Origin of the sequence: Mesorhizobium sp. WSM3868 (assembly GCF_002294785.1) — a bacterium.
Lineage (GTDB): Bacteria > Pseudomonadota > Alphaproteobacteria > Rhizobiales > Rhizobiaceae > Mesorhizobium.
Genome location: NZ_NSGB01000018.1, coordinates 75320 through 91319 on the forward strand (window position 1 = coordinate 75320; position 16000 = coordinate 91319).

17 protein-coding genes are annotated in these 16000 nt (G+C 63.0%); 3 read left to right on the plus strand and 14 right to left on the minus strand.

Annotated elements, in window-relative coordinates:
* Position 1 precedes the first annotated feature (1 nt).
* A complete protein-coding gene (locus CK221_RS24150) occupies positions 2–1102 on the plus strand; it encodes a TRAP transporter small permease subunit (RefSeq protein ID WP_095779516.1) in 1101 nt (366 codons plus the stop codon).
* A 3-nt stretch (positions 1103–1105) separates the two neighbouring features.
* Positions 1106–2476: a TRAP transporter large permease subunit gene (locus CK221_RS24155; protein ID WP_095779517.1), complete on the plus strand. Its 1371-nt coding sequence runs from the start codon at positions 1106–1108 to the stop codon at positions 2474–2476.
* 189 nt (positions 2477–2665) lie between these two features.
* Here CK221_RS24155 and CK221_RS24160 read toward each other — a convergent pair whose 3' ends face one another.
* The 13 genes from CK221_RS24160 to CK221_RS31115 all read right to left on the minus strand — a co-directional run bounded on the left by CK221_RS24160 (position 2666) and on the right by CK221_RS31115 (position 14579).
* Complete coding sequence (locus tag CK221_RS24160) at positions 2666–4558, minus strand: hypothetical protein (protein WP_179295195.1); 1893 nt, start codon at positions 4556–4558, stop codon at positions 2666–2668.
* Complete coding sequence (locus tag CK221_RS24165; RefSeq protein WP_066994764.1) at positions 4555–4893, minus strand: antibiotic biosynthesis monooxygenase; 339 nt, start codon at positions 4891–4893, stop codon at positions 4555–4557. The genes CK221_RS24160 and CK221_RS24165 overlap by 4 nt, the downstream gene beginning before the upstream one ends.
* On the minus strand, positions 4890–5957 hold the full coding sequence (locus CK221_RS24170; RefSeq protein ID WP_095779518.1) for a Gfo/Idh/MocA family oxidoreductase: 1068 nt from the start codon (positions 5955–5957) through the stop codon (positions 4890–4892). The genes CK221_RS24165 and CK221_RS24170 overlap by 4 nt, the downstream gene beginning before the upstream one ends.
* A gap of 5 nt (positions 5958–5962) precedes the next feature.
* On the minus strand, positions 5963–6817 hold the full coding sequence (locus CK221_RS24175) for a fumarylacetoacetate hydrolase family protein (RefSeq protein ID WP_095779519.1): 855 nt from the start codon (positions 6815–6817) through the stop codon (positions 5963–5965).
* A complete protein-coding gene (locus CK221_RS24180) occupies positions 6814–7836 on the minus strand; it encodes a zinc-binding alcohol dehydrogenase family protein (RefSeq protein WP_245430725.1) in 1023 nt (340 codons plus the stop codon). The genes CK221_RS24175 and CK221_RS24180 overlap by 4 nt, the downstream gene beginning before the upstream one ends.
* Complete coding sequence (locus CK221_RS24185) at positions 7833–8648, minus strand: MBL fold metallo-hydrolase (protein ID WP_095779520.1); 816 nt, start codon at positions 8646–8648, stop codon at positions 7833–7835. Before CK221_RS24185 ends, CK221_RS24180 begins: the two co-directional genes overlap by 4 nt.
* Entirely contained in the window at positions 8645–9865 is a 1221-nt protein-coding gene (locus CK221_RS24190) for a cytochrome P450 (RefSeq protein WP_095779521.1), read from the minus strand. Before CK221_RS24190 ends, CK221_RS24185 begins: the two co-directional genes overlap by 4 nt.
* 99 nt (positions 9866–9964) lie before the next feature.
* Complete coding sequence (locus CK221_RS24195) at positions 9965–10984, minus strand: substrate-binding domain-containing protein (RefSeq protein WP_095779522.1); 1020 nt, start codon at positions 10982–10984, stop codon at positions 9965–9967.
* An 82-nt stretch (positions 10985–11066) separates the two neighbouring features.
* Positions 11067–12080 (minus strand): ABC transporter permease, encoded by a 1014-nt coding sequence (locus CK221_RS24200; RefSeq protein WP_245418707.1) that lies wholly within the window; start codon positions 12078–12080, stop codon positions 11067–11069.
* Positions 12081–12082: 2 nt separating this feature from the next.
* Complete coding sequence (locus tag CK221_RS30860) at positions 12083–12376, minus strand: hypothetical protein (RefSeq protein WP_245430726.1); 294 nt, start codon at positions 12374–12376, stop codon at positions 12083–12085.
* 6 nt (positions 12377–12382) lie between these two features.
* Entirely contained in the window at positions 12383–13609 is a 1227-nt protein-coding gene (locus tag CK221_RS24205) for a sugar ABC transporter ATP-binding protein (RefSeq protein WP_245430727.1), read from the minus strand.
* Between the two features lie 36 nt (positions 13610–13645).
* Positions 13646–14305: a 2-dehydropantoate 2-reductase gene (locus CK221_RS24210; RefSeq protein WP_280952191.1), complete on the minus strand. Its 660-nt coding sequence runs from the start codon at positions 14303–14305 to the stop codon at positions 13646–13648.
* A gap of 55 nt (positions 14306–14360) precedes the next feature.
* Complete coding sequence (locus tag CK221_RS31115; protein ID WP_280952192.1) at positions 14361–14579, minus strand: 2-dehydropantoate 2-reductase N-terminal domain-containing protein; 219 nt, start codon at positions 14577–14579, stop codon at positions 14361–14363.
* A gap of 182 nt (positions 14580–14761) precedes the next feature.
* Between CK221_RS31115 and nanR the strand changes: the two genes are divergently transcribed.
* Complete coding sequence (gene nanR / locus CK221_RS24215) at positions 14762–15475, plus strand: transcriptional regulator NanR (RefSeq protein ID WP_095779524.1); 714 nt, start codon at positions 14762–14764, stop codon at positions 15473–15475.
* A gap of 113 nt (positions 15476–15588) precedes the next feature.
* Here the strand turns inward: nanR and CK221_RS24220 are convergent, their stop codons facing one another.
* Positions 15589–15969, minus strand: a complete 381-nt coding sequence (locus CK221_RS24220) for a RidA family protein (RefSeq protein ID WP_095779525.1) — start codon at positions 15967–15969, stop codon at positions 15589–15591.
* Positions 15970–16000 lie beyond the last annotated feature (31 nt).

The window sequence follows — 16000 nt, forward strand, 5'->3', positions numbered from 1 at the left end:
GATGCCTTCCCTAACATTTGTGCTGCCGCACTGGCTCTACTGGTTAACCCTCGCGGTCTTTCCGCTGGCCGCCGTTCATTTTATCCATCGAGAACGGGCACAGCGTGATCCGGGCCGTCCAAACCTATTTCTTGCCTATCTGTTCCTGGTCACAGCCGGCTTCCTCGGCATGCACCGCTTCTATCTGAAGAGCAGGTGGGGATTCATTTTTATCCCGTTCTTCATCGCGGTACTTTGGACAAGCACCCAGGTGCGCGATGGACGCGAGGCAGTTTCACTCGCGCGATCCCAGAGCGAGCACGCCGAGAGACTGTTGCCGCGTGCCAAGGCAGATATGGCAGCCAACAAGCAGGGGGCTGCCGATCGACTTGCAAAAGCTGAGGCTGAGGCCGCGGCGGCGCGCAACAATCTGACGGCGGCCGTTCACGGGCTCGAGTGGGACAGCAGCATCAGCCGGATTGCGGGACTTCTGCTCGGTCTCATTGTCGTCGGCGACGCCCTTCTCATACCCGGTCTTGTGCGGCGCGCTCGCGCCCGTGAGACTGGGCGCGCCGCAACCCACCATGAGATCGTCGTCGATGTGCCCGCGACGCCCGTCAAACAGCCTCTTGCGCCATTTAGGCCGGTCGACTGGCTTGTAAGAGTGACAGGCGAGTTCGTCGCCTATTGGTCGGTCCTCGCGGTCATGGCGTACTATTACGAGGTGGTCGCCCGCTTCGTTTTCAACTCCCCGACCAACTGGGTGCACGAGAGCATGTTTCTGATGTTCGGCATGCAATACATGCTGGCTGGGGCCTATGCCTATCGCGATGAGACCCATGTCAGGGTCGACATCGTGTACAGCCACCTCTCCGAGCGTGGCCGGGCGATCTGCGATATCATCACCTCGGCGTTCTTTTTCCTGTTCGTGGGTACAATGCTCGTTGCCGGCTGGCGTTTTGCCAGCGACGCGATGGCGGTGGGCGAGAGTTCTTTCACCGAGTGGGGTATTCAATATTGGCCGGTGAAGCTGGCGATTCCTGTTGGCGCCGCGCTGCTGCTGCTTCAAGGCGTGTCTCGCCTGATGCGTGACATCGCGACCGCAACAAGAAGGCTCCGCTAAGCCATGGGTCTCGAGCTTCCAATCCTGTGGCTGAGCATCCTGATGTTCGGCGGACTGGGCGTTCTTTTATTGCTCGGGCTACCAATGGCCTTCTGCACGGGCAGCCTCGCCGTTCTCTTCCTCTTCTTATTCGGTAATGCGGCCATGCTGAACATGCTGCCGTCGCGGATTTTTCCCTTCATGACGGATTATCAGCTCTCGGCGGTGCCGCTGTTTATCTTCATGGCCGCGATCCTTCAGAAAGCGGGGATCATCGAGGAGCTGTTTGACGTCGTCTATAAATGGCTGGGTGGGCTGAAAGGCGGACTTGCCTCGGCCACCATAATCTCGTGCACCCTGCTCGCAGCAATGGTTGGGGTCGTCGGTGCGACGGAAGTGACAATGGGCATGATCGCTCTGCCAGCGATGCTCCGCCGCAACTACGACGCAAAGCTCGCCTGCGGCTCGCTGCTCGCCGGAGGAACGCTTGGCATCCTCATACCGCCTTCGGTGATGGCGATCGTCTACGCCGTCGTCGCGCAACAGTCGTTAGGCGAGCTTTTGATCGGGTCGGTATTCCCAGGGCTGCTGCTGTCGGGGATGTATGTCGTCTACGTCACGGCGCGCTGCTACATCAACCCCAAGCTCGGCCCGGCTTTGCCGCCGAGCGAGCGCATCGGCTTTGGGGAGAAGCTGAGGCTTCTGCGCCGCACGTTCATGCCCATTCTGCTCATCCTGCTTGTGCTCGGGGTCATCTTCCTTGGCATAGCAACGCCTGTTGAAGCCGCCGGCATCGGCACATTCGGTGCTTTCATCGTATGCGCCGCCCATCGCCGCCTGACTTGGGACACGATCCGGGAAGCCGGCGTGGCGACCCTCAAGGCGACTGCGATGGTGATGTGGATATTCTTCGGAGCCACCATGTTCGTCGGCTTCTTCATCCTGAAGGGCGGGCAGAGCTTCGTCGCCGAATCCATTCTCGGAACTGGATTCGCGCCTTACGGCATTCTTGTTCTGATGATGATCATCCTGTTCGTCCTTGGCATGTTTCTGGACTGGGTGGGCATTCTCCTTCTCACCGTACCGATATTTCTGCCCATCCTTAAGTCCCTCGAATTCGGCGGTACGTTCGGCTTAGCCGGTGTGGCTCCTGAAGACGTGCCGCTGTGGTATGGCGTCATTTTCATGGTCAACATGCAGATGGCGTTCCTGAGCCCACCGTTCGGCTATTCACTGTTTTACTTGAAGAGTGTCGCGCCACCGGAGATATCGATGGCGACGATCTTCCGATCCGCCGTTCCCTTCTTATGCCTGCAGGCGATCGGAGTAGGGTTGTGCATCGTGTTCCCCTCGATCGTCATTTGGCTGCCGAAGCTCATGTACGGAGGCGGTTGACCGCACACGTCTTTGGCGGTTCGACGCCGACGCAAAAATCGAAGGTTCAGCGCTTCAGAGGCCCCGCTCGCCTGCAGAAGCTGCTGATCTTGAGGCCTGTCCGCGCACTCCATGCTCCTGCCGGGCGCCATCATCCCGCCCGCGCAAATAGCTGGGAGACGAGACGCTTTCGATTGCGTATCTTGACGTTCAGCTTTTCCTGGGCCTGCCGTCTGGTCGACTTGGTGTCTGGACAAACTGAAGAGCGACAGAGTTGTACGGCCCCAATGAGTGGGTGGTCAGCGGGGACTTCGCCGGCTTCGTGTCCTCATTTGCAACGCAGAGCAGTTTAGCATCCGAGGATAGCGCTATGTCGATCGGCACTGGAGTCAGGTTGGCCGCCAGCACGCGGATCGTGTTGCCGAGGCGAAAGGCAATCGCTGCCACGCCTGGCCAATCACTCGAAATCCCATAGCGTTCGACGCCGGCGGCCTCAGCGATTTGGGCATGGACGGCTTGCAAAGGTCGTCGGGAGCCGTCCTCGTTCAAGAGACCGAAGGGGCCAGTCGGTTCTGCCAATATCAACCGCTCGGCGGCTGTCTCAGCGGCCCGGGCCGCGACGCCGACGGCAAAGGCGGCACCGAACAATGCCCGCTGACGCGGGTCGGTGCCGGCGGCGGGCACCCGGTTATTTCCGGGATTGGCTGCGACCGCCTCACCATAGGGATTGTGCCGCAAGCCGATCGTGCAAGGCCCAAGCCAGATCGGCTTTCCGGGACACAATTGCCGTGCTGTCTCCATGACTGCAGGATAAACGGTCAGGGTTTCCATGACCGACTGCTCATCGGCGGCATGCACGATGGCGCTGTTGCCGAAGAAGACGAAATCCGCATTGCCGGTCGGCGGGTTGCGGTTGAATTCGGTGAATAGGGAGGGCGTACCAGCCCCTATCGGGCAAGCGAGACCGACAGCCCGCAATGCCTGCACGATCTCGTCAATCGATCGCTCACCGTTCGGCAAATGGTTCGAGGGGCGTGTCTTGAATTCGCGCCGTGGTGAAACCAGAATGGCGCTCGGTTCGACGCGCGCCAAGCGAACCATAGCTGCAAGGGTCTGGGCCTCGGCCCCGGGGTGGATCGCATCAAAGATCGCCTCGAGCGCCAGCCGGGCGCCAAGCGCGCTCGCAAGCTCGGCTGCCTTTTCCAGCACGCGCCGATCATGCCCGCGCGCGCTGTCGAAGCGCAGTATGATCTCCGGCACCGGGCCAAGCGAAGCCGCGCCGGCGATGGCTGCCGGCAGTTGGTCGGGATCGACGAACAGCGCTATCGACGGGATCCGCCCGGCAGGTCCGCCAAGGGTCAGGGTTGCTGTATTGCTGATAGCCGGTCCAGGCGCCGATGTTTCGGCGTGCACGGAAACCGTGACGCGCTGTATGTCCTTTACACCTTTGCCGATGACATAAGGTCGGGGCTTTGAGAGCGGCCGCACATAAGTCTTGAACGAGGCGTCCGTCCAGTTGCGCTGGTCCTCCATCTCGAAGGCATCGCCTTCCATGGCGACGGCGCAGACCAAGCCGGGTGCTGGCTCGTGCGTCAGCGCTGAAATGTCGAAGGCAGGCTGGTCCGGGCTGATCAATTTGGGAAATGTCGTCTCCTCGATGCTTCCGTCGCTATGCCGGATGGTCAGCCTTTTGCCCGCCGCCTCTGAAGGATGAAGCACCACGAAACCGGTGCGGTTGGTGGGAAAATCGGTGAGCGCCACGCCATCCGCTTGCAAGGTCAGCTCGCCCGACGCGTCGCCACGAATCTTCATGCGATAGGCGAAACGTCCCTGCGGGCCGGCGCAGAGTCCGTCATAGCGAAGCTCGAACGACGTGCCGTCCTCGGAAATTCGCATGTTGGAAAGCTCGGCCTTGTAAGTCCCCCAGGACGCATCGCGCGCGAGATAGTTGATCGCCCGAACCACCTCCACGCCGGCAAAACAGATCGTCCGCAGATTGCCGTCCTCGAGAACGGCGGTCAGCGGTCCGGCGGCAAGAAGCTTCCGTTGCGGAAGCGGCTCGTCGGTGCCGTAAAGCGCAAGGAGATCGGCATTGGCGGTCATGCCACCGCCTGCTTGGAATTCTCGTCCACCCTGTAGGTGACGACAGTCTTGCGGCTCACCATGTCACGCGTGCTGGCATCGAAGCTCAGATAGTGAGCCGAAGCGAGGTGCAGGTCGAAGGCAGCCCGATCGCGATAGATCTCGTACAGGAATATCTGGGACGGCTTTTGCGTGCCTAACGGCGTCAGCACATCGAAGCGCAGACATCCCGGCTCGAGTTCCACCGACAGAGACGCGTTCTGCGAAACGAGCCGGTAGAATTCGGGAAAGGTCCCTTCGACAAGATCGAAAACGACGGTGAGGGCAAAGGCCGCTTCGGCAGGCGAAATGCTCATGGCCGCTCTCCGCCATTGGCTAAGCCAGGGTTCCAACGCTTAGGTTCGACCGCGCGCCGTTCGCTGGCGGCGCGATAGGCGGCATCGACCAACGCGTATGTCTTGAGATTGTCCTCACCGCTGGTTTCGGGCGGAACGCCGCGCTGCAGGCTGTCGAGGAAATGGCCGCATGCACCGATCACGCCTTGCTGGGCGACATGCCAGGGATAAGCGGTCCAGGACAGGAGCGGCGAGCTTGCGTCTTCGGTCCACGTCGCGCCATCGCTGGTCACCGTCATGCTGCAACCGGCTTCGAGCGAAATGGCTCCCCTCGGACCTTCGATGACGAGCAGCGTTTCAGGGAAATGATCCGGCAATCGGCGCGACTCGTAGGTGCATTCCACGACCGACACCGCGCCGCTTTGATGCCTGAGCAGCATGGTCGCCGTGTCCTCGGCGCGGATGCGTGGATTGCGCTTCTGTGTTTCGCAGGAGATGTGCTCGACCTCGCCGAGGAAGAAGCGGGACAGGTCCAGCATGTGGATACCGACATCGGCAATCGCGAGCCGCTCCTCGTCATAGAAATAGGGCTGGGTCTTGTAGACGTTGAAGCCGGTCCTGAAGCGTATCCTTGCCCAGCTCGGTGTTCCGATCGCGCCGCTGTCGATTACCTTGCGGACGGCGCGCATCGGCGCCTGAAACCGAAAGTTCTCATGCACGGCAAGCCACGCATTTGCCTTGTGCGCTGCTTCGACGATCGCGATGCAATCTTCCCATGTCGATGCGAAGGGCTTCTGCACGATCGTGGCCAGGCCGCGCGCGAGCGCCATTTCCGCCAACGGCCTGTGCGTGTCGTGGCGAGTCACGATATCGGCCACATCGAGGCGCTCGGCCTCGAGCATCTTTGTGGCGTCCGAATAATACGGCACACGGAATGTCTCGCCGGCCGCGCGCGCCTTGGCGGCATCCACGTCGCAGACGGCGGCAAGCTGGGCGCCCTTTTCGGCGAGGTCGCTCCAGGAATGCAAATGGTTCTGCGCGAAGAAGCCGCAGCCGATCACGCCGATGCGCAGGGACCGGTCCATGCCCTCTATCCGGCCACGATGGGGGTTCTAAGCACACCGATGCCGGCGGCCTCGATTTCCACGACGTCGCCAGCCTTCATGAATATCTGCGGCTTCTGGAAGGCGCCGACGCCCGCCGGCGTTCCGGTCGAGACGAGGTCGCCTGGTTCCAGCGGCACGTAGTGCGAAAGGAAGGATATCAGCCGCGGCAGCGAGAACAGCCAGTCCGACGTGCTGCCGTTCTGCAAAAGCTTGCCGTTCAGCCTTGTCTTGAGCGCCACGTCGTCCGGCCTGGTCAGTTCATCAGCGGTGACGATGCATGGGCCGATCGGTGCGAAGCCCGCGAAATTCTTGCCGATGGTGATCTGGTTGTCCTTGAATTGGACGTCGCGGGCCGAGATGTCGTTGAGCAGCGTATAGCCGAAGATCGCCGGCATCACGTCGGCTTCGGAAGCCTTGTGCAGATGTTTGCCGATCACGGCCGTGAATTCGACCTCATAATCCATCTGCTCCGTCCGGACCGGCTTTTCGACCCGCACATCGGGCCCGACCACCGATGACGGCAGCTTGGCGAAGAAGAACGGCTCGGTCGGCATTTTGGCATTCGGGTTTTCCTCGGCATGACCTTTGTAGTTGATGCCGGAGCAGAGCACTTTGCCGGGGCGAATGGGCGCTTCGAGGATAGTATCGGCAAGCGCATAGCGCGGCGCCTTGGCAAGTCCCGCGCGGACTTTCTCCAGCGCCGCCCCGCCGCCTTGCACGACCTCGAGCACCGACGCTGCCAGTCCTGCTTCGGCCAGGCAGGCGACCTGCTCGCCGTCCAGAATGCCGGCGTGCTGGCGATGCCCGGCCTGCCTGTGAGAGAAAGTGACGAATTTCATGCGGCCTCCGGGATGAAGACGGCCTTGTGCAGGGCCATCGGATTGTCAGCGAGTGTTTTGAAGACGGTGGGCGCCTCGGACAGCGCAAAGCTGCTGGCGATTTTGGGGTAATGAATCTTGCCCGACGCAAGCAGGTCGAGCGCCTCGGGAAAGCAATCGACGGAGGCGCGCGAACCGAGGATGGTGACCTCCTTGCGGGTGAAATCCAGCCCGGGCAGCGTGACGCCTTGTCCTTTCTTGACGAGACCGAGAATGACGACGCGGCCGCCGGCGGCAACCAGATCGATGGTCTGCTCCATCGCCGGCGCCGCCCCCGTAGCCTCCATCACCACGGGCATGCCTTCGCCTTTCGTGATCTCCGTCACCCGTTCAAGCAGCCCTTCACCGCCGGCCACAGGGATTGCGCCCAGATCGGCGGCGGTGGACAGCCGCTCCGCCGACAGATCCGTGGCATAGACCTTCGCGCCATGGGCCCGCGCGACCTCGACGATCGCCAGCCCGATCGGACCCGCGCCAAGGACGAGGACCGTGTCCTCGTCCGTGACCATGCCGCGCCGGCAGCCCTGCACGCCGATGGCGACGGGCTCGGCGAACGCCGCCTCGAAGTCGGAGAGCCCTTCCGGCACGACGTTCAGATTGCCCGCGGGCGCGGTGACGAATTCAGCGAAGCCGCCTTCGCGATGCACCCCGATGATGGTGAGATTGGCGCAGCAATTGCGTTTGCCGATCCGACAGGGATAGCAATGGCCGCAACCGATGAAGGGGTCGACGACGACCCGCGTCCCGACCTTCGGACCGGCCGCTCCTGGCCCGTAAGCCTCGACCCTGCCGGCGATTTCGTGACAGCCGATCCGAGGATAGGTCACATAGGGGTTCTTGCCGGTATAGATATAGAGATCACCGGCGCAAAGGCCCGCGGCCCTGACGCGTACCAGCACTTCGCCCGGCCCAGGAACGGGCTTCGGCGCATCGGTGATGCGGATCGACTGCGGTTGGTCGAAAATGGCGGCCCGCATCATGCCGCCTTCGCGGGGCGCACGACCCTGCCATCGGCATCGAATTCGATCCAGTCGCCGGCCCGCAGCAGATAGGGATCGGCAATGGCCTCGCCGCGAGCCCTGGCCGCGCCGTGATGTTCCATGTAGTCGGCGACGTCCTTGTCGCCATCGAGCGTGATGTAGTGGCATGGCAGGACAGTCTCGAGTCCGAGCCACTGGGTCGCCAGCACACCTTCATAGGGACTCATCTCGCCCGTCAGCATTTCTCCCGGCATCGGATTGAGATGCAGGATCTCCTGCGGATTGGCGATGCCGATGCAGCCGACATTGGGTTTATAGAGTTCGCCCTGCAGTTTCAGGTCGGAGAAAATGGCGGTATCGCCATAGTGATAGAAGCGCAGCCCGTCGGCATAGACGATGAAGGCCATCGGCACGCCGGAGATGAAGGAGTTGTCCATCAGCCTGATCTGCGACCAGTGATGGCACTCCAGCGGCTGGATCTCAATGCCGGCCACCTTGACCCGAATGCCCCAGGTCGTCGCGCGGATCTGGCTGGCCGGGATGCCGCGATCCATCAGCCAGGCCTTCACCTCGCCGCCGCAGACAACCGGACAGCCGTACGCGGCGGCGATCTTGTCGGTGTCGCCGAGATGATCGAACGCCGCATGGCTGACGATCACCAGATCGACATGGTCGAAGTCGGTGGATTTGGTCGCGGCTCCAGGATTCTGGTCGAGGAACGGGTCGCAAAGGATGCGCAGCCCGTTGCTCGTCACGATCTCGTAGGCGGCCACGCCGTGGAAGCGGATGCGGGTGGTGGGTTGAAGCGTCATCTTCGGTTCGTCTTTCTCGTGTCGATTGTGAGCGGCAGTCGAGCGAGCCCGCGCCGGTCGCCGCGTGTCTTCCAGCGAAGCTCTTGCTCCGATCCCGGTGCGAGCCTTGCGCCGGTCTCGATCAGCGTTTCGAGCGTCACCGCCATTTCCATGCGCGCCACGCCGGCGCCGGCGCACAGATGCGGGCCGGCTCCGAAGGTGAGATGCTTGTTGGGACTGCGATCGAGGCGCATCTCGTCCGGCGCATCGAATACCGACGGGTCCCGGTTCGCCGCGCCGAAACCAAGGGCCACAATGTCGCCCCGCCTTATGTCGCGACCGTGCAGGCACAAATCATGCGAGGCATTGCGGCCGAAAATCTCGATCGGCGAGGAATAGCGCAGGAACTCCTCCACCGCGGTCGGAACAAGCTCCGGTTCGCTGGCAAGCCGATCCAGCGCCTCCGGATGCTCGGCCAGCCAGAGCAGCATGACCGAAAGGGCGTCCGCCGTGGTCTCGAAACCCGCGCCGAACACGACCGTCATGAACGAGCGGATCTGAATGTCGTCGAGCCTTTCGCCGTCAATCTCGGCCGCTATCAGCATGCTGACGAAATCGCCCGTCGGCTTGGCGCGTCGCGCGGCAATGAGGGTCTCGATATAGGTGTTGAGTTCGCGGCTTGCCGTCGCTCCAGCGCTCGGGTCCCTCACGTTGAACATGCTGGTGATCCAGCCGACCCACTTGTCCGAGTCTTGCAGCGGCACGTCGGTGAAGGCCGCGAGCGACGTGATCGCAACCGGCACGCAGAATTCGGCAACGGCCTCGGCCTTTCCCGCAGCGATCATCTTTTCGAAGAGCGACCGGGCCAGCATTTTTACGCGAGGTGTGATCGCGGCAATTCGCTGCGGCGCGAAGACCGGGTTGACCAGGGCGCGATAACGCGAATGCCGGGGCGGATCGATTTCGATCGGCAGTTGGGGTTCGGTCCGCGGCGTGATCACGGGAATGGCCGTCACGCCGGGAACGCTGGACGTGTAGTCGCGCCAATTGATTGCGGCGCTCCGTACATCGTCGTAGCGGCTCAGCAACCAAAAGCCCCCGTATTTGTTCGAGCGTGCTACCGGACATTTCCGGCGCAAATGCTCGAAAGCCGAGAATGGATCGGCAACGAACGCCGGATCGTGGATGTCCACCTCGTCCGGGATGTTCGGTTCGTCCGTTGTCACCATTGCGGCCATGGGCGCGACTTCTGGGTTGGCTGGCTTCGATGTTGCCTCCGACGGCCGGGGAGTGAAACGCCGGAGGCAAGAGGGCAGAGCCCTCAGTGTGGTGGTCGACTACTTGACGCCGAGCGCGGCCGTCACCTTGTCGACATTGTCCTTGGTGACGAGCAGCACGCCGGTGTCGAGCGTGTCCGGAACCGGGCGGCCACCGTCGCTGGCGCCGAGGCCGGCGGACTTCAGTCCGTTGTGGTTGTAGTCGTGCAGGATCTTGACCGCGTAGTAGATGAACAGTTCGCGGTTCTGCACCACTATGCCGTCGACCCAGCCTTCCTTGGCGGTCTTGAAGAAGTCCGGCGTCTGCTCCATCGCCGTCACCTTGATGTCGCCCGGATTCTTGCCGGCCTCACGCAACGCGGTCACGATGCCGGCGCCCGACTCCGAATCGAAGCCCGCTAAGCCGGCGATGTCGGGATGGGCAGCGAGGATCGCGGCCGTCACCTGCGCCGCCTTCTGCGCATCGCCGCCGTCGTCCTCGTTGGAGACGATGTTGTATTTGCCGCCGCCATTGGCCTCGATATAGGCCTTGAAGCCGGCGACTGCCTCCCGCATGTTACCGGCGTTGATGATCGACATCATGGCCAGCTTGCCGCCATTGGGCAGCTTCTCCATCATCTTCTTGGCCTGAGCGACACCGACCTGCGTCCAGTTCGTGCCGATGTAGGCGAGACGTCCGGAGTCCGGCAGGTCGCCGTCATCGACGACGGTGGGGACGCCCTGCTCCAGGCACTTCTTGACCGATTCCGTCAGCGACGGATCCCAGCCGCCCACCACGGACACGCCGTTCGGCTTCTGGGCACAGACCTGATCGACAGCGGCGATGAAGCCTGGCAGGTCGAAATCGGTCGGGCCGGCCACAACCACCTTGACGCCGAGCTCCTCGGCGATCTTCTTCATGCCGACATAGTCGTATTGCACGAAGAGCGGCAGGTTGGCCTTGTTGGAGATCCAGTAATAGGTTTCCTTCGCGTCGGCTGGGCCGAAAGACGATTCCTGCGCGCGCGCCGGTGCCGTTACGGCTGCCGCGAGCGCCGTTATCCCCAAGGCGACCAATGTCGATTTCATCATAAAGCGCATTCCCGTTTCCTCCTGATTGGGTTCTGTTCCCAGTTTTTTGCAGTCCACCGGCCTTGCCGGATTCCCCTCGGTTCCCGCCGGCCTAGCCGCGGCCCGCGGTCTTGAAGCGGTCGAGCGAAACGGCGAACAGCAGGACAAGCCCCACGACCAGTCCCTGCCAGAAAACGCCAACCGCGTTGATGATCATGGCGTTCTCGATCAGCGCTATGAAAAGCACGCCGAGAATGCCGCCCAGAACGGTGCCCTCGCCGCCCTTGAGGCTGGCGCCGCCAAGGACCGTTGCGGTGATGACCTTGAGTTCGATGCCGACGCCGGCATTGACAACAGCGCTGTTGAGCCGCGCCGCCCCGAGCACACCGGCGATGCCTGCCAGCGCACCCATTGTGATGAAGCCGATGAGGATCAGCCTGTCGACGCGGATGCCGGACAGTTGGGCCGCGCGCGGGTTGCCGCCGACGAAATAGAACTGGCGGAAGAAGCGGGTGCGCGCGACCAGCCAGCCGCCGACCAGCACGAGGATCAGCATCGCCCAGAACGGCGACTGGATGCGCAGGATCGGATCGGCGGCGCGGCCATATTCGGCGAAGCTGTCGGAGATCGGCGTGACGCCCGTTCCGGCCGTCACATAGGTCAGGCTGCGATAGATGGTGAGCGTGCCGAGCGTCGCGATCAGCGCGTTGATGCCGATGCGCGTGACGATCAGCCCGTTGATCAAGCCGGCAACCGCACCAACCAGAACGCCGACGAGAAGAGCTGCCTCTGCCGGCCAGCCCCACCAGCCGGCAACTACACCTGCCCAGACCCCGGAAAGCGCGAGCGTCGATCCGACGGACAGGTCGAATGTGCCGGCGATCATCAGCAGCATCATGCCGCAGACGAGAATGCCGACGGGTGCCAGATTGAGCAGCACGGCGCGCATGTTGGGCCCGGTAGGAAAGTTGTGCGGATAGACGATGGTCATCGCCAGCGCGAGCAGCACGACGAGCACGAACAATGTCAGCTCACGCGAGTTGGCCAGGCGGCGCACAATGCGCAGCGGCAGGGCCTCGCGCTGTTCGACCGGGGCCTGCGCTTCGTTCTCGGATATCTGTGCCACGCTCATGCTCCAACCGCTTCCTCGCGTACGTTCGCGACCGAGGACGTGAACCGGGTCGCCAGCCGCAACACCTGCTCTTCGGTCGCCCCCTCGCCCGGCAGTTCCCCGACCGTGCGGCCCTCGGCCATCACGACGATCCGGTCCGCAAGCGCCAGCACCTCGGGCAGCTCGGACGAGACGACGAGCAGCGCCACGCCCTTCTCCGCCAGTCCGCGCAGCAGGCGATAAATTTCGGAACGAGCGCCGACATCGACGCCGCGCGTCGGCTCGTCGACGATGAGCAGGCGCGGCTCCATGGCCAGCTATTTCGCGAGCAGGACCTTCTGCTGGTTGCCCCCCGAAAGCTCGCCGACGATCTTGCGCACGCTGGGGGTGGCGATGCGCAGCTCTTTGACGAAACCGCCTGCGAGTCGTTCGGCCTTGCTGTTGGAGAAGTTGGCGCCGGACGAGACCTTCGAAAGCACAGTGGCGGCGATGTTGTTGACGAGGTCCATCCCGAGGAAGAGACCCGACGTCTTGCGATCCTCCGGAACCATGCCGATGCCGGCGTGCTTGGCGTCCCACGGGCCGTGAGGGTCGACCGGTGCGCCTCCGATCCGGATGTCGCCGGCCGTGCGGCGCCTGGCGCCAAAAATGGCCTCGCAGAATTCGCTCCGCCCGGAACCGATCAATCCGGCAAGACAAACAACCTCACCGGCGCGCACGGTGATCGAAGCCGAGCGCACAAGCGGCGGCGCGGAGACCCCGTGGGCTTCAAAAACGATCGGTCCCGCTTGCCGCGCCGAAGCCGCGCGGGTGAGATGAACCTCGCGCCCGACCATCAGCCGTATCAACTCGTCCGTCGTCGTCTCGGCGACCTTGCGCGTACCGGCGAGCCGCCCGTCCTTGAGCACCGTGACGGAATCGCAGAGCGCGAAGATCTCGGCTAGGCGGTGGGAGACATATATGACCGAAACGCCGTCCCTGGCCAGCCGGCGCACGATCTCGAAGAGCTTTTCGGTTTCGGTCAGCGTCAGCGCCGCCGTCGGCTCGTCGAGGATCAGCAGCCTCAGTTCGCGCGACAATGCCTTGGCGATCTCGACGATCTGCGCCTGGGCTGGCGACAGGAATGCCACTTTCATTGCCGGATCGATGGCGACGCCGAGCTGGGCGATGAGAGCGTGCGCTCTTTCGCGCATCAGCCGGATATCGACCTGGCCGAACCATTTTGTCGGCTGACGGCCGGCAAAGATGTTTTCCGCGACCGACAGCTGCGGCACCAGCGAGCCTTCCTGATGGACGATGCCGATGCCCAGCTCGCCCGTCGCCTTCTCGTCGAGGTCGCCGAGTACGGCGTCGTCGAGCCGCACCTCGCCGCTGGTGCGGCTGTAGACGCCGGCAACGATTTTTCCCAGCGTGGACTTGCCGGCACCGTTCTCGCCAAGCAGTGCCCGGATTTCACCGGGCTCGACCGATATCGACACGTCGTCGAGTGCCCGAACGCCGGGGAACGTCTTGCAAAGCTGCGAGATGTGGAGGCGCGGCGCCATGTCGACCTCAAGCGCTGACAAGTGCGGCCGGCATGGCTATGCCTTGGCCTGAAGGTAGTGAGCTTGCTTGGCCTGGATCATCCAGACCATGGTTTCATTCACCGGCGTGGCCACGCCGGTGCGCTTGCCGGCGTCGACGATGGCGCCGTTGATGACCTCGATCTCCGTCTGGCGCCGCGCCTCGACGTCCTGGAGCATGGAGGCCTTGCCGCCCACGGCCTTCTCCAGCAACCCCGTTATGGCGGCCCAGCGCTCGTCATAATCGAGCGAAATGCCCTGCGCTTTGGCAACCGCCACGACTTCCTTCAGGATTGCCGCCATCAGCGACTTGGCGCCGTCGAAGGCGACCAGTTCGTGCGACATGAGATGCAGTAGGCCGGCGACCGGCAGCGTGCAGGCGTTCAGCGCCAGCTTCTTCCATACCTCGTCCAGGATGCGCTCGGACCTGGTGGTTTCGATCTGCGCGGCACGGAAGGTCTCGACCACCTTGTCCAGGCGAGGTGTCGCCTTGCCGCTCAGTTCGCCGATATAGGTCATCCCGACGCCGGGATGCTTCACCCTGCCGGGGCCGAGCAACGTGCCGCCGTGGTAAGTCAGACCGACCAGAACCTTGTCTTCGCCCACAATGCCGGCGATGCGCGGCGCGTTACCCCAGCCGTTCTGCAGGCTGAGCACCGCCGTTTCCCCCGCGATCATCGGGGCCGCCGCGCGACCGCAGCATCGGTGTGATAGCATTTGACGAAGTTGATGATCAGGTCGACCGGTCGACCTTCGACGGCTCCGTTGTTGCCGGAACGCGGATAACCGGCCGGGAGCCGTCCTTCTCCTCGATCGTGAGGCCGTTGTCGTTGATCGCTTGCACGGCCGGCTTCGAGACGTCGATCAGCGTCACGTCATTGCCTGCTCGGGCAAGATAGCCGCCGAAAATGCCGCCCATGGCACCGCCGCCGCCCAGAATGGCGATCCGCATGTCTTTCGCTCCCTGTCCCACGACGGGTTGTTTTCGGCAAAGCCGGGGCGCCGTTTCCGGGATCTTGTGGAAACGCGCTTTCGGCGAGCGAAGCCGCTAGCCGATCCGGCCTTGTCTGGTTATGTTGCGGTCATCCTTGCAAGCAGTTGCATGGTTGTCAAGTATGATGGTATGAAAGGTCTATGGTCGATCCTCTCGTTATAGAACGCAAGAAGCTCTTCGAGCACGTGGCCTCGCATCTCGAGGCGCAGATCCTGTCGGGCAAGCTGAAGCCCGGAGACCAGCTGCCGCCGGAGCGCGACCTGCAGACGCGCTTCGGCGTCGGCCGGCCCGCCATCCGCGAGGCGCTGATCTCGCTGCAGAAGGCCGGGCTGGTCGAACTCACCAACGGCGCGCGGGCCAAGGTGCTGATGCCGACCGCCTCGCACATCTTCACTGGCATGGCGCCGGCCGTGCGCCAGATGCTTTCGACCGAGGAGGGACATCGCTACTTCCAGGGCGCGCGCCTGTTCTTCGAAGTTGGGCTGGCGCGCGAGGCCGCCCGGCACGCGACGGCCACGGACCTCGAGGCGCTGGCGACTGCGCTCGAAGCCAACCGGAAAGCGATCGGCGACCGCGAGCGCTTCACCTCAACCGACATCGCCTTCCACTTCGAACTGGCGAAGATGGCGCGCAATCCAGTCTTCATCGCGCTGCACGACCAGATCTCGGAGTGGCTGAAGGAACAGCGCACGGTGACCCTTGCGGCAAAGGGGCAGGAAAAGACGGCGTTCGAGGCGCACAAGGCGATCTATGACGGCATCGCGGCCCGTGATCCCGATCGCGCCGAGCAGGCCATGCGCACGCATCTCGAGCAGCTTGCCGTCACCTTCTGGCAGCAGCGCACGCACGATTGAAAGCTGTGTGGATCGGCGTCTTAGGTGACCACTTCACCGGCAGGCGCCGGCATGCATCGACCTGAACTGATCTCACGCAGAAATTGCGAGCGCTGAGTACAGCAGATGCAAATCTAGAGCTCGACAACTGCGACGAATTCGCATTGCACCAGGGAAGCGCTGTCCGGTGTCAACGGCCTAATGTGCCTGGCCGGACGCGACTCGGAATCTGGAAACATCCGCAGCCATTCTTCATTGACGGCGACCCTGTCGCTGCTGTCGCGGAGATAGATATCCACCTTGATGATGTCCTCCGCGCTGCCGCCGGCGGCCTCGATGACGGCGCGCATGTTGGCGAACACATTGGCCGACTGAGCCGCCATTCCGGCCGGCAATTCCTGCGTCGTCGGACTGACGCCATGAATCGCCCCCGAGAACACCATGTTGCCGATCCGGCAGGCATTGGGAACTGGATGCCTGTGGCTCAGCCCTTTCACCGAAATACTTTTGCGCATGGTTCTGCTGATCCTTCGCGATCCGTAGCGG

What these genes read in the sequence shown, in the direction of transcription:
- CK221_RS24170 (WP_095779518.1), bottom strand. Translation starts at nt 5,957, where the DNA reads ATGGACCGGTCCCTGCGCATCGGCGTGATCGGCTGCGGCTTCTTCGCG.
- CK221_RS24195 (WP_095779522.1), bottom strand. Translation starts at nt 10,984, where the DNA reads ATGCGCTTTATGATGAAATCGACATTGGTCGCCTTGGGGATAACGGCG.
- CK221_RS31115 (WP_280952192.1), bottom strand. Translation starts at nt 14,579, where the DNA reads ATGCGGATCGCCATTCTGGGCGGCGGCGGTGCCATGGGCGGCATTTTC.
- CK221_RS24150 (WP_095779516.1), top strand. Translation starts at nt 2, where the DNA reads ATGCCTTCCCTAACATTTGTGCTGCCGCACTGGCTCTACTGGTTAACC.
- CK221_RS24175 (WP_095779519.1), bottom strand. Translation starts at nt 6,817, where the DNA reads ATGAAATTCGTCACTTTCTCTCACAGGCAGGCCGGGCATCGCCAGCAC.
- nanR (WP_095779524.1), top strand. Translation starts at nt 14,762, where the DNA reads ATGGTCGATCCTCTCGTTATAGAACGCAAGAAGCTCTTCGAGCACGTG.
- CK221_RS24165 (WP_066994764.1), bottom strand. Translation starts at nt 4,893, where the DNA reads ATGAGCATTTCGCCTGCCGAAGCGGCCTTTGCCCTCACCGTCGTTTTC.
- CK221_RS24180 (WP_245430725.1), bottom strand. Translation starts at nt 7,836, where the DNA reads ATGATGCGGGCCGCCATTTTCGACCAACCGCAGTCGATCCGCATCACC.
- CK221_RS24190 (WP_095779521.1), bottom strand. Translation starts at nt 9,865, where the DNA reads ATGGCCGCAATGGTGACAACGGACGAACCGAACATCCCGGACGAGGTG.
- CK221_RS24155 (WP_095779517.1), top strand. Translation starts at nt 1,106, where the DNA reads ATGGGTCTCGAGCTTCCAATCCTGTGGCTGAGCATCCTGATGTTCGGC.
- CK221_RS24185 (WP_095779520.1), bottom strand. Translation starts at nt 8,648, where the DNA reads ATGACGCTTCAACCCACCACCCGCATCCGCTTCCACGGCGTGGCCGCC.
- CK221_RS24205 (WP_245430727.1), bottom strand. Translation starts at nt 13,609, where the DNA reads ATGGCGCCGCGCCTCCACATCTCGCAGCTTTGCAAGACGTTCCCCGGC.
- CK221_RS24210 (WP_280952191.1), bottom strand. Translation starts at nt 14,305, where the DNA reads ATGATCGCGGGGGAAACGGCGGTGCTCAGCCTGCAGAACGGCTGGGGT.
- CK221_RS24220 (WP_095779525.1), bottom strand. Translation starts at nt 15,969, where the DNA reads ATGCGCAAAAGTATTTCGGTGAAAGGGCTGAGCCACAGGCATCCAGTT.
- CK221_RS30860 (WP_245430726.1), bottom strand. Translation starts at nt 12,376, where the DNA reads ATGGAGCCGCGCCTGCTCATCGTCGACGAGCCGACGCGCGGCGTCGAT.
- CK221_RS24160 (WP_179295195.1), bottom strand. Translation starts at nt 4,558, where the DNA reads ATGACCGCCAATGCCGATCTCCTTGCGCTTTACGGCACCGACGAGCCG.